General features: G+C 60.1%; 12 protein-coding genes. 4 read left to right on the top strand and 8 right to left on the bottom strand.

Translation table 11 applies throughout. From position 1 onward, the window contains the following. Nucleotides 1-640: 640 nt before the first annotated feature. Nucleotides 641-1,315 (top strand): 5,6-dimethylbenzimidazole synthase, encoded by a 675-nt coding sequence (gene bluB / locus FH08_RS0133115; protein WP_031362482.1) that lies wholly within the window; start codon nucleotides 641-643, stop codon nucleotides 1,313-1,315. 12 nt (nucleotides 1,316-1,327) lie between these two features. Here the strand turns inward: bluB and FH08_RS0133110 are convergent, their stop codons facing one another. After that, entirely contained in the window at nucleotides 1,328-2,878 is a 1,551-nt protein-coding gene (locus FH08_RS0133110) for a methyl-accepting chemotaxis protein (protein ID WP_031362481.1), read from the bottom strand. A 451-nt stretch (nucleotides 2,879-3,329) separates the two neighbouring features. On the opposite strand from FH08_RS0133110, the gene garL reads away from it, so the two are divergent. Both garL and FH08_RS0133100 read left to right on the top strand, forming a co-directional pair. Further along, the gene (gene garL, locus FH08_RS0133105) at nucleotides 3,330-4,115 is read left to right on the top strand and encodes a 2-dehydro-3-deoxyglucarate aldolase (protein ID WP_031362480.1); all 786 of its coding nucleotides are present in this window, start codon (nucleotides 3,330-3,332) and stop codon (nucleotides 4,113-4,115) included. Nucleotides 4,116-4,170: 55 nt separating this feature from the next. Then, nucleotides 4,171-5,067: a 2-hydroxy-3-oxopropionate reductase gene (locus tag FH08_RS0133100; RefSeq protein WP_031362479.1), complete on the top strand. Its 897-nt coding sequence runs from the start codon at nucleotides 4,171-4,173 to the stop codon at nucleotides 5,065-5,067. A 59-nt stretch (nucleotides 5,068-5,126) separates the two neighbouring features. Here FH08_RS0133100 and FH08_RS0133095 read toward each other — a convergent pair whose 3' ends face one another. The 5 genes from FH08_RS0133095 to FH08_RS0133075 all read right to left on the bottom strand — a co-directional run bounded on the left by FH08_RS0133095 (nucleotide 5,127) and on the right by FH08_RS0133075 (nucleotide 8,995). Further along, complete coding sequence (locus FH08_RS0133095) at nucleotides 5,127-5,900, bottom strand: transporter substrate-binding domain-containing protein (protein WP_031362478.1); 774 nt, start codon at nucleotides 5,898-5,900, stop codon at nucleotides 5,127-5,129. A 79-nt stretch (nucleotides 5,901-5,979) separates the two neighbouring features. After that, nucleotides 5,980-6,708 (bottom strand): amino acid ABC transporter ATP-binding protein, encoded by a 729-nt coding sequence (locus FH08_RS0133090; RefSeq protein ID WP_031362477.1) that lies wholly within the window; start codon nucleotides 6,706-6,708, stop codon nucleotides 5,980-5,982. Beyond that, nucleotides 6,692-7,345, bottom strand: coding sequence for an amino acid ABC transporter permease (locus FH08_RS0133085; protein WP_031362476.1), 654 nt, complete (start codon nucleotides 7,343-7,345; stop codon nucleotides 6,692-6,694). Before FH08_RS0133085 ends, FH08_RS0133090 begins: the two co-directional genes overlap by 17 nt. Beyond that, on the bottom strand, nucleotides 7,342-8,091 hold the full coding sequence (locus FH08_RS0133080) for an amino acid ABC transporter permease (RefSeq protein WP_031362475.1): 750 nt from the start codon (nucleotides 8,089-8,091) through the stop codon (nucleotides 7,342-7,344). Before FH08_RS0133080 ends, FH08_RS0133085 begins: the two co-directional genes overlap by 4 nt. A gap of 82 nt (nucleotides 8,092-8,173) precedes the next feature. Then, nucleotides 8,174-8,995: an NAD-dependent epimerase/dehydratase family protein gene (locus tag FH08_RS0133075; protein WP_031362474.1), complete on the bottom strand. Its 822-nt coding sequence runs from the start codon at nucleotides 8,993-8,995 to the stop codon at nucleotides 8,174-8,176. Between the two features lie 171 nt (nucleotides 8,996-9,166). Between FH08_RS0133075 and FH08_RS0133070 the strand changes: the two genes are divergently transcribed. Then, nucleotides 9,167-9,913, top strand: coding sequence for a FadR/GntR family transcriptional regulator (locus tag FH08_RS0133070; RefSeq protein WP_035567746.1), 747 nt, complete (start codon nucleotides 9,167-9,169; stop codon nucleotides 9,911-9,913). Between the two features lie 29 nt (nucleotides 9,914-9,942). Here FH08_RS0133070 and FH08_RS0133065 read toward each other — a convergent pair whose 3' ends face one another. Both FH08_RS0133065 and FH08_RS0133060 read right to left on the bottom strand, forming a co-directional pair. Beyond that, nucleotides 9,943-10,965 (bottom strand): substrate-binding domain-containing protein, encoded by a 1,023-nt coding sequence (locus FH08_RS0133065; protein WP_031362472.1) that lies wholly within the window; start codon nucleotides 10,963-10,965, stop codon nucleotides 9,943-9,945. A gap of 879 nt (nucleotides 10,966-11,844) precedes the next feature. Further along, nucleotides 11,845-12,032: hypothetical protein (locus FH08_RS0133060; protein ID WP_031358769.1), on the bottom strand; the 188-nt coding region annotated here is incomplete at its 5' end.

Genomic DNA, 12,032 nt, shown 5'->3' with positions numbered 1-12,032 from the left:
CGGTGCTCGCCAGAACGACGGATGTGTGAACCCCTCCTTCTCGCGAATTCTTACACGCACACGCTTCGCCCCGTACGCTCTCGGGCAAGCACGCTTGCCAAGAAACCCGCACGGCCCCACGCTTCTTTACTGCTTCATTCTTGGTGGGTTAACTGCTTGATCTGCGCTGTTATTTTTTTGGGTATGGCCTCACCCCTCTCGCGGCCTCGTTTCGAAGTGGGTTGGCGACGTGGTTCGGCATCCGTAAAAATTCGATGGGTGGTTCACGCGGATAGCGCGGGGTGCCCCTTGGGCAGGTTCAGTCACTGGTGGCGAAGCGTGTGGGTATCCGTGTTCGGAGAAAGAGGGTTTCAAACATCGGTGGTTCTGGCGAGCACCGTGCTTTTGGGGTGCCAAAAACGAGGAAACTGCACGCTGGGTCAACTTATGAGCCCGCGTTTTGAAAGCGTTTTCTTTGCTTCGTTTCTTTGTCGCTTTGGACAAAGAAATGACGCGCCGCCACGCGCAGTGGCTAAAAGTGATAAAGAAATTAGGCAACCTAAGCAGACCACTAACCGTGAAAGCAGCAACCCGGCAATGACTAAGACCGCTAACGTAGGAACCTGGCAACCCAGCCCCCCCGACCAACCACCACCGCACCATGACTGATTCGACTTTCAAGCGTTTTTCCGAACCGGAGATTGCCGCGGTCTACCGCGCGATCCACGAACGCCGCGACATGCGGCATTTCACCAACGCCCCCGTTGCAGAGGATCAGATGGCGCGGTTGATCGACGCCGCGCACCATGCACCGAGCGTTGGTTTCATGCAGCCCTGGCGCTTCGTCAGGGTCACGGACAGGAATCTGCGCGTTGCGCTGCATGACATCGTGGAAACCGAGCGGCGCGCCACAGCCGTTGCGCTCAACGAGCGTAGCGACGAATTCATGCGGCTCAAGGTCCAGGGCATCCTGGACTGCGGCGAAGTCGTGGTCGTCGGCTTGATGGAGAATCGCGAGCGCCACATCTTCGGCCGCCGGACACTGCCGGAAATGGACCTGGCGTCGGTTGCGTGCGCTATCCAGAACATCTGGCTGGCCGCGCGCGCCGAAGGGCTCGGGATGGGCTGGGTATCACTGTTCGACGTGGGCGCGGTTCAACGGCTGCTGCATATGCCCGCGGACGCGAAGCCGGTCGCCATTCTGTGCATCGGGCATGTCGAGCATTTCTACGACGAACCGATGCTGCAGGCAGAGGGATGGGCCAAGCGCGTCCCCACATCGAATTGCGTGGAAGAGAACCGTTGGCCCGAAACGCCTACTCATCCGGATGCATGAGCAGGCGTACCGCTAAACTTCAGCCAGTTTGAAAAGCGCGACGGCCGCGTTCATCTGCGCCGCCTGCGTTTCCAGCGACGCCGCTGCCGCCGCTGCCTCCTCGACCAGCGCCGCGTTTTGCTGCGTCACCTGGTCCATCTGCGCGATGGCCACATTGACCTGTTCGATACCGGTGGTCTGCTCCTCGGACGCCACCGTGATCTCCCGCATGATGTCCGTGACGCGGCCTACCGCGACAATGATGTCGCTCATCGCACTGCCCGCGTTCCTGACCAGCACCGAGCCGTTGCCGACGCGCTCCACCGACGTGGTGATCAGTTCGCGAATCTCCTTCGCGGCCCCCGCAGAACGTTGCGCCAACGCGCGCACTTCGCTTGCGACGACAGCGAATCCGCGCCCTTGTTCGCCCGCGCGCGCCGCTTCAACCGCAGCGTTCAACGCAAGGATATTGGTCTGGAACGCGATCCCTTCGATCACCCCGATGATCTCCGAAATTTGTTTCGAACTACTATTAATGCCATCCATGGTCGACACCACGTCGGCTACGACCTGACCGCCGTGACCGGCTGTTGCCGACGCGGTTTGCGCGAGTTCGCTTGCCTGGCGAGCGCTATCGGCGTTCTGGCGCACCGTGCTTGTCAGTTGGCCGATACTCGCTGAGGTTTCCTGAAGCGAAGCCGCTTGTTCTTCGGTCCGCTGCGACAGGTCGATGTTCCCCGACGCTATCTCGCGTGTCCCCACGGCCATCTGTTCAGTGCCGTCGCGTACGCCGCCAACTATTCTGCTCAAGCCTTGCTGCATCGTCGATAAACCATCTATCAGGCGGCCGATTTCGTCGTCTCGGCGCGCAGTCAGCCGGGTCGCCAGGTTGCCTCCGGCGATCTCTGTGCAAGCCTGCACAGCAGCGCGCAGCGGCACGATCACGATCCGCTCCAGTGCCACTCGCGAGAAGAACGCGAGCACGAGCCCGGCCGCCAACAGTGTCGAAGCGATCCAGATAACAGTGGCGGTGCGTTGCTGCGAAGCCTCAAAACGCGCCTTGCCGTGCTCGAATTCCATGGCGACCAGCGGTTGCAGCGCGGCATCGTAGGCGCTGAATGCGTCCTTGATCTGGTTCTCGTTGAACTCGCGGATATCGCTCGCGCGCTTCGATTCCAGCGCCTCCACCGCCGGCAGCAATGTCTGTTGGACGAGTTGCTTGCGTGCAGTGCCCGCGGTCTCCATGAGCGCTTGCTCTTCGTGGCCGCTTGCTAATACTGCGAACGCTTTCCATGCGGCATCCGCGCCATCGATCGCACCTTGAGCGTCACGCAGTAACGCGGCCGACTCCGCGCTACCAGCGCGTGGGTCGTAGTCCTGCAGCGCCGTGCGGGCGATCAGCAAGCGGATCGTGTCCTTGGCGAGCAAGTCCAGACCACCGGTGTCCTGCATGTAGAGGGCGCGCATGGAAGCGTCGGCCGTTTGTGCCGCGTAGATGCTGTAGCCGCCTGTCGCGGCCAACATGATGGCGAACGCCGCCACCAGGATACTGAGCCATGCCTTGATGCTTACCGCTGTTTTCATCGAATCTCCATACGATGCGCCGCTTCGCGCGAGGACATCGGCCCGTGCCGACCCCCTCCTTACGGCGTACGGACGAACAAGTTTAGGCAGGCAGGCGGGTGGAGCAGATTGGAGCGGGATGGTGCAAAGCCTTGTTTTATAAGGCTCCGGGGAGAGTTATGCAGTGCCGGACAGCGATTCGGCAAATACCGGTTATACGCGTGGCAACACGCTTTGGCCCCCGGTGGCGCAAGACTTGCCGCTTCGATGCAAAGGCGCAGCCTTGTTGCCTCATCTGGGTCTCTGGAAGAACCGCGCGTATCGTAGGGTGATACGCCTTGCATGCTTTTTCACCGCCAACCCACTTGCAGTTCGGAAAAGTCTCGATGTAATATGACGTCTGATAACGTATGAGATTGCCGAGATAAAGTCGGCGTTCAACTCAAGGCGTCAAGCCAGAGGAAGCCCAGCCATGACAGCGTCTTCGCCTTACCAGCCCTTGCCCAACACGTTTCGCCAGTCGGTCCTGAAGAGCGAAACCCAGATTGGATGCTGGGCCTCGCTCGGCAGCCCGATCACAACCGAACTGCTGGGCATGCTGGGCTTCGACTGGATCCTGCTCGACGCCGAGCACGCGCCCAACGACGTCCTCACCCTCATCCCGCAGCTCATGGCGCTCAAGGACAGCCGCAGCGCCCCGGTGGTGAGGCCGCCGGCCAATGACAGCGTGGTAATCAAGCGGCTGCTCGACAGCGGCTTCTTCAACTTCCTGATCCCCTTCGTCGACAGCGCTGCCGACGCCGCCCGCGCAGTCGCGGCCACGCGTTATCCGCCGCAGGGGATTCGCGGTGTGTCGGTGGGTCATCGAGGCAATCGTTACGGGACCGTAAGCGACTACTTAAGCACCGCGAACGACAACATTTGCGTCGTGGTGCAGATCGAAAGCCGGACGGCGGTTGATGCTATCGATGAGATCCTTGCCGTCGAAGGCGTTGACGCCGTGTTCCTCGGCCCGTCGGATCTGGCGGCATCGTATGGACATATCGGTAATCCGAATCATCCGGACGTGCAGCAGGCCATCGCGCACGTCTTCGAGCGCGCCCGTGCTGCCGGAAAAGCAAGCGGCACGCTGGCGCCCGTGCAAGCCGATGCGGAACGGTATCTTTCGATGGGCTGCCAGGTGATCGCAGTATGTGCCGACATGGGCCTGCTCAGGAATGCGGCGCAAGCCGTGCAAAAACACTTCATGCAGAAGTAGCAGGACTAAACCCGGACGGTAGCCGGACGCACCCAGACAACTTGTGGAGAGTGACATGCAAAAAGCAGGCTTCATCGGTCTTGGCATCATGGGCAAACCCATGGCCGAGAACCTCATCAAGAACGGCGTGGCGCTTGCCGCGTTCACCCGCAGCGGTGTGCCGGACACGCTGACGCAGGCCGGCGCGATTGCGTGCGACAGCCCGGCGGCCGTCGTGCGCCAAGCCGACGTGATCTTCGTCATGGTGCCGGATACGCCGGACGTGGAACGTGTGCTGTTCGGCGAGAACGGCGTGGTCGCCGCGCTGCGCGAAGGCCAGGTCGTGGTGGACATGAGCTCGATCTCGCCCATCGCGACCCGCGAGTTCGCAGCGAAGGTGCGGGAACGTGGTGCGGACTATCTGGACGCACCCGTCTCGGGCGGAGAAGTCGGCGCTAAAGCCGCGTCGCTCACGATCATGGTCGGCGGTTCGCAAGCGACTTTCGACAGCGTGAAACCCCTCTTCGACATGATGGGCAAAAACGTCTCGCTGATCGGCGAAGTGGGCGCGGGACAGGTCTGCAAGCTGGCGAACCAGGTGATCGTCGCGGCGACGATCGAAGCGGTCGGCGAAGCGTTGTTGCTGGCGTCCAAAGCGGGTGTCGATGCCGAGAAAGTACGCACCGCATTGATGGGCGGTTTCGCGTCATCGCGCATTCTGGAAGTGCACGGCGAACGCATGACCAAACGCACGTTCAATCCGGGCTTTCGCATTGAACTGCATCAGAAGGATTTGAACCTCGCGCTCTCGACGGCGCAGTCGCTTGGGGTCTCGCTTCCGAACACCGCGACGTGTCAGGCGCTGTTCAACGCTTGCGCGGCGCATGGCGGCAAGGCGTGGGATCACTCAGGAATGGTCCGCGCGCTGGAGTATCTGGCCAACCACGAGATCGGTCAGACTCCGGCGGCCTGATTCTCCGGCCTGCCAAATAAAAAGGGCATCGCGATGCCCTTTTTTCATGCCGCCGAGGCTCAACCCTTCGTCACGCTCGCCGGCAAATCGCGGCCGTGATACTTCTTGTAGATCGTGTTGAGCGCGCCATTCTTCTGGTTCGTGCTCACCCAGTTATTGACCCACTCCTTGAGCTTCGGCTCGTCCTTGTTCATCGCAATGCCCAAGTCGAAATCCTTCTGCGGGAACTTCAGTTCCAGATTGCGAGCAGGCGCGCGCTTGACCATCTCGGCTAGGTTCGACGGCGTGCTCGAGAAGATGTCGACCTGCCCTGTCACGACCGATGTGATCAGCGTGGCATCATCTTCGTAGCGTTGAATCTGCGCGCCCTTCGCCAGTTGCGTCGTGATGGAATCGTTGACGGTGGCGCGCGTGAGACCGATTGTCTTGCCGTTCAGGTCATCGTAATTCTTGACGCTCTCATTTTTCGTCCCGCCCACAATGATCGTGATGACCGCATAGGGAATCGAGAAGTCGACGACCTTGGCGCGCTCGGGCGTGATCGACAGATCCGCTATCACGAGATCCGCGCGCTTGGCCTGCAAGGTCGGCACGCGCGCGGCATTGGTGATCTGCACGAGCTCGAGTTTGACGCCAAGGTCCTTGGCAAGCGCCGTGGCGGTGTCCACATCGGACCCCGCCGGCTGAAGGTTCGCATCGGCGTAGCTGAAGAGCGGCGTACCCATCGCGATCGCCACGCGGATCTTGCCTGCTTTCTTGATGTCGTCGAGCTGGTCAGCCATCGCGCTGTGCGCTACGCCTGCGAGCAACAAAGCGGCCACGCAGCCGCGCATGATGAATCGATTGGTCTTCAAATCAGTCTCCATTCTTATGGTCGGTTCGAAAAAATCTTCTTAACGCCTGAACTGCGAGCTATAAGCCATTGTTCAGGAACGTGCGCAATTCGGGCGTCTGGGGCGCGTCGAGCATGTCGCCGCTGCCAACCTCCCACACCTTACCCTGGTGCATGTAAATGATCCGGTCCGCCATGCGCTTGGCGAAGGCCATCTCGTGCGTGACCAGCAACATCGTCATGCCGTCCTTCGCCAGATCCTCCATCACGCGCAGCACTTCGCCGGTCAGTTGCGGATCAAGCGCGGACGTCACTTCGTCGAACAACATGACCTTCGGCGACATAGCGAGCGACCGCGCAATCGCTACACGCTGCTGCTGTCCACCTGAAAGCTGCTCCGGGTAAGCATCGGCTTTCTGCGCGAGGCCGACCTGGTCGAGCACGCCCATCGCCACGCGGCGCGCTTCATCACGCCCGAGTTTTTTCACGTGGCGCAGTGCCAGCATGATGTTTTCTTGCACGGTCAGATGCGCGAACAGGTTGTAGCTTTGAAACACGATGCCGACTTCGCGGCGCAACTGATGCAGGTCCACCTTCGGGTCATCGACACGAATGCCGCATACCTCGATCGTGCCGCGATCGATGGTTTCCAGACGATCGATACACCGAAGCGCCGTGCTTTTTCCTGAACCGCTCGCGCCGATCACGGCGATCATTTCGCCCTTGGCCACTTCCAGTGACACGCCCTTGAGCACCTGGTTCGAGCCGAAGCTTTTATAGACGTCCCCGAGCTTAACGATTGCCGACATTGAGCTTTTTCTCCATCGATTGGCTCCAGCGCGAGAGCGGATAACACAGCACGAAATAGAAGACCCCGACCAGCCCGAACACGAGGAACGGCTGAAAAATCGAGTTGTTGATGATCTGGCCTGCACGGGTCAATTCGACGAAACCAATCACCGAAGCGAGCGACGTCATCTTGATGACCTGCACGAGGAAGCCAACCGTTGGCGGCAACGCAAGACGCAGCGCCTGCGGAATGATCACGAGGCGCAAGGTCTGCCAGCGCGTCAATGACAGGCATTCAGCGGCTTCCCATTGGGGCTTCGGCATGGCGTCTATACAACCGCGCCAGATGTCGCCGAGATACGCGCTGGTGTAGACCATCAGCGCGAGGCCGGCCGCGACCAGCGCCGGCACCTGGAAGCCATACACGGACAAACCGAAGTAGACGATGAACAGCAGGATCAGCAGCGGAATGCCCTGAATCGCTTCGATATAAACCATGGTTGGACGGCTGAGCCAGCGGCGCGGCGAGATGCGCGCGAGCATCACGCCAAAGCCGCCGATGCTGCCCAGTACAAAGGCGAGAGCCGAGAGTACGAGCGTCCACCAGATCGAGTGCACGAGATAAAACAGATGTGCCGTAGTGAATCCGCCGGTCATGCCGCACCTCCGGGAATCACGGTATCAATGCGTCCTTGATCCGGCGCCGGCTTGCCGGCCCGCTCCGCGGCCTGGCGCATGACCCGTCGCCGCTTGAACGCGACCTCGCCCACGCCCCAAGCAATCAGCTTGATCAGCAGCGACAACGCGAGATACAGCAGCGCCACGACAATGTACGTTTCGAGCGAGCGGAAGGTATCGGATTGCACGGTGTTGGCCGTTGCCGTGAGCTCTTCCGCCGAGATCTGCGAGGCAATAGCCGAAGCTTGCATCATCAGCAGGAACTGGCTGGTCAGCGCCGGGTAAACCTTTTCGATCGACGGCTGCAGCATCACATGCCAGCCGATTCGCCAGCGCGACAACCCCAGGCATTCGGCCGCCTCGATCTGCCCGCGCGGCACCGATTCAAGACCTGCACGAATGATCTCGGCCGCGTAAGCGCCAATGTTGATCACCATCGCGAGCGCGGCAGCGGTAAACGTCGGCATGCGTACGCCGAAGCTGGCAAGCCCGAAGTAAAGCAGGAAGATCTGCACGAGAAAAGGCGTGTTGCGCACGGCCTCGATATAGATCGAACAGAGCCGCGCTAAAAGCCGGTTCTTGCCACGTTTCGCGAATGCGACGAGCGTACCCAGGATCACACCAAAAAACACCGCCACGGTCGTCATCTTCAACGTCAGCCAAGCGCCTTTCAGGAAGACGGGCCAATACGGAAGCAGCGGGCTGAAATCGAGAGAGAAAGTCATCGCAGCAATGCCGAGGTTGTTACAAGCACGAGTGGCGTGCCTGGGGTCAGTCTTGCGGGCCTGCTTGAACGTGGTTCGAACGTTATTCAAACGGTCCGGTTGTGGTGAATGCCCCGCCCTGCAACACCGCTACGGCACTGCCGGGTTCGGGCGCCGGTTGCGCGTCGATCTTCGCCCGGAAGGGCTCCGACGAATCACGCGGCACGAATCCCAGCTTCGACGCAAACCGGTTGTCCCACCACGTGACGGCGTTGTCTGACATTCCGTAGACCACGGTATGGCCGACATCCGGCGTAAAGAGGCTGCGTTGCAGGAGTTCGAGCAGGTCGTCGTAGCTGAGCCAGCTCGCCATCATCCGGCGATCCTTCGGTTCCGGAAACGCCGAGCCAATCCGAATGCTCACGGTCTCGATGCCGTAGCGATCGAAGTAGAACTGAGCCACGTCTTCGCCGAACGATTTCGACAGGCCGTAATACCCGTCGGGACGACGTAGTGCATGCGCGTCGATCTTCTCGTCCTGACGATAAAACCCGGTCACATGATTGGAGCTGGCGAAGATGATCCGCTTGACGCCGTGCCGGCGAGCGCCTTCGTAGAGGTTGTAGACCCCTTTGATATTGGCCTCCAGCACTTCTTCGAAGGGCCGTTCCACCGATACCCCGCCGAGATGAATCACCGCGTCGCACCCGGCGACCAGCGCGTCGACCGCCTGCTTGTCCGAGAGATCGCAAGGGATGACTTCTTCGTGCGGCGCCGCGTCCGCCGGCAATGCGGCTGCCAGATCCGACACCCTGATCTTGTCCGCGAATGCGGCCACGCGCGAACGAATGACCTTGCCTACGCCGCCGGCGGCGCCGGTCAGCAACAGCCGTTTAAACGGAACTGTCTGTTCTTGATTGGCCATGTAAGCCTGTCTCCACTGAGCGCGGCTACCGGGAGCTTGCACGCTCCTTTCGATTGGATCACCGCTTGATATTGCTTTTATTGTACGTTGTCATATGACTACAGCGTGCATATAATCATTCGCACATCCGTTTGTCAACTTTGGCGAAACATTATCCCAACCGAGGTAGCCGTGCAGAGACCGACTCGTGCTGTCTTCGAAACCCCGGCCTACCCCCATGTACGGCGTAGCCTGACAGCCGAACTCGTCGATGCGCTGCGTCATCAGATCGAAACTGCTGAACTCAAAGCGGGCGCGCGGCTCGCGACCGAAGCGGAGATGGTCCAGCGCTTCAGCGTGAGCCGCACGGTTGTACGCGAGGCGTTGTCGAAGCTGCAGGCCGCGGGACTCGTGGAGACGCGGCATGGCATTGGCACCTTCGTCTGCGAGGCGCCGGGCAGAGGTTTTCTTCAACTTGATCCTGCGGACGTGGCGGGTTCCATCGACGCCCTCGCCGTGCTTGAGTTGCGCATCAGTCTGGAGACGGAGAGCGCGGGCCTGGCTGCGTCACGATGCGATAAAACGCAGATCGCTGCCATGCGGCGCGCGCTGAATGACTTCGAGCGCAACCTGGGCGAGGCGAACGGGACCATCTCGCCCGATATCCGCTTTCATCTGGAAATCGCGCATGCCACGGGCAACCGCTATTTCGTGGACATCATGACCCACCTCGGCACCCACATGATCCCGCGCACCCGCCTCACCGCCACGCAGATTCCGCCTGCCCAGTACGCGGACTATCTGACGCGCGTGAATCGCGAACATGAACAGATCTGCGATGCCATCGAGCGAGGTGACGCCGACTCGGCGCGTACCGCCATGCGGCTCCATCTGATCAACAGCCGCGAACGTCTGCGGCGGGCGCAAGAAGGCGTTTGAACGTCCGGACGATGTCACGTCACGCTACTTTAAGTGCGCATTCGTTTCGCCGGAGCAGCAACCGACGCACGGTTCGTGACCGTCACCGGAAACTCGCGATAGATCGTGTACGCGGTGCCATAACACGCGTTGAGCAACCATCGAACGGCGTTGCGCGTGAGATCGGCGGTCGGGATGTGGACCGATGTCAGTCCCGGAGCGGAAAACGCGGCCGAATAATCATCGTCGTAACCCACTACCGACATCTCGTCCGGCACTGAGATGCCTGCTTGCTGCAAGCACGACAACGCGCCGATTGCCATGGTGTCGTTGGCGCAAAACAGGCCGGTAAACTTTTTCTTCGATGCAAGCAGTTGCTGCGCCGAGTCATATCCGCCGTCCGGCGAAAAGTCCGATTCGATCAACTGGACTTCAGCGCGGTCAATGCCGTCGCGCGCGAGCTCTTCGAAGAATCCCGCGATCCGTGCATGATTGTCCGAAGCCTGGAAAGGCCCTGAAATCACAGCTATTTTTTTGTGTTTGTGCGCCAGCAGCGTTTGCGCCGCAAGCACCCCGCCCCGATGATGATCTGCGCAAAACGACGCCTCCGGCATCTGCGCGAAGTCGCGATTGAGGAACACCATTTTCGGATGCATGCGATGCAGCTTGACGAGGTCGTCGTCATGCAGGTCATGGCTCGTCACCACTACGCCATCGCAATCGCGGCCGATGAGGAACTGCACCGCTTCAATCGCCTGGTCGCGCGGCGGGTCGTCGCCGCAGCCTGTCGCCACCACCACATGGCGATGCACTTTGCGCAACTCCATATCGGTCTGCTGGAGGATGGTGCCGTAGTACGGGCCGAAGAACGTCGGCACGAAGATGCCTATCATGCCGAGCGATTGCGTTGACAGTGCGCGCCCGATCGATGAAGGCCGGAAATTCAATTCGGCAATCGCGGCCTGCACGCGCGCAAGCGCATCGGCGGAAACGGGTCCGCGACCGGAGATAGCACGCGATGCCGTGGACATGCCTACGCCGGCGAGAACCGCGACGTCCTTCAGGGTTGCCACTGGTACTGGTACTCCGTGAGGTTGGGTTTCGTTCGCACTCGGGAAAGTCGTCCGCTGGCGCTTGGTGGTTGGATGGTCATTGGCGTGGTTGGTCGGTCATTGCCGTGGTTGCCAGGTTCCTGCGTTAGCGGTCGGGGTCTATGCCGGGTTGCCAGGTTCCTGCGTTAGCGGTCTTAGTCATTGCCGGGTTGCTGCTTTCGGCCTTAGCGGTCTGCTTGAGTGAGCTATTTTCTTTATCACTGTTAGCCACTGTGCGTGGCGGCACGTCATTTCTTTGTCCAAAGCGACAAAGAAACGAAGCAAAGAAAACGCTTTCAGAACGAGGGCTCAGAAGTTGACCTAGCGTGCAGTCTCCGCGTTTTTGGCACCCCAAAAGCACGGTGCTCGCCAGAGCCACGGATGTGTGAACCCCTCATTCTCCGAACACGGATACCCACACGCTTCGCCACCAGTGACTGAACCTGCCCAAGGGGCACCCCGCGCTATCCGCGTAAAATCATCCTCCGAATTAGTACGCATGCCGAACCACGTCGCCAACCCACCAAGAAGTGAAGCCGTGGAGTGCCTAAGGCCAAACGCAAAAAATAAGGGTGCAAATCAAGCAACTAACCGACCAAATAATGAGGCACTAAAAGCGCGTGAGGCCGTGCGGATTCCTTGGCAATTGTGCTTGCCCGAGAGCGTACGGGGCGAAGCGTGTGCGTGTAAGAATTCGCGAGAAGGAGGGGTTCAAACATCGGTGGTTCTGGCGAGCACCGTGCTTTTGGGGTGCCAAAAACGCGGAGACTGCACGCTAGGTCAACTTATGAGCCCTCGTTCTGAAAGCGTTTTCTTTGCTTCGTTTCTTTGTCGCTTTGGACAAAGAAATGACGGGCGGATTCAACTGGTGGTCGCAACACCTATAACTTCTGCAAGTTTATCGGCGGGCGTCATAAAGTCGAGGGTTTTACGTGGTCTTCCATTCAGAAGTGCGGCGACCTTGTTCAACTCGGCTTGTGAATAACCATCCAGGCGTGTGCCTTTAGGGAAGTACTGCCGTAGCAGGCCGTTCGTATTCTCGTTGCTAC

Source organism: Caballeronia sordidicola (assembly GCF_000729995.1).
In the GTDB taxonomy this organism is placed as follows: domain Bacteria; phylum Pseudomonadota; class Gammaproteobacteria; order Burkholderiales; family Burkholderiaceae; genus Caballeronia; species Caballeronia sordidicola_A.
The sequence above is the reverse complement of the archived record's forward strand: the minus strand, read 5'-3'. Positions and strand labels throughout refer to the sequence as shown.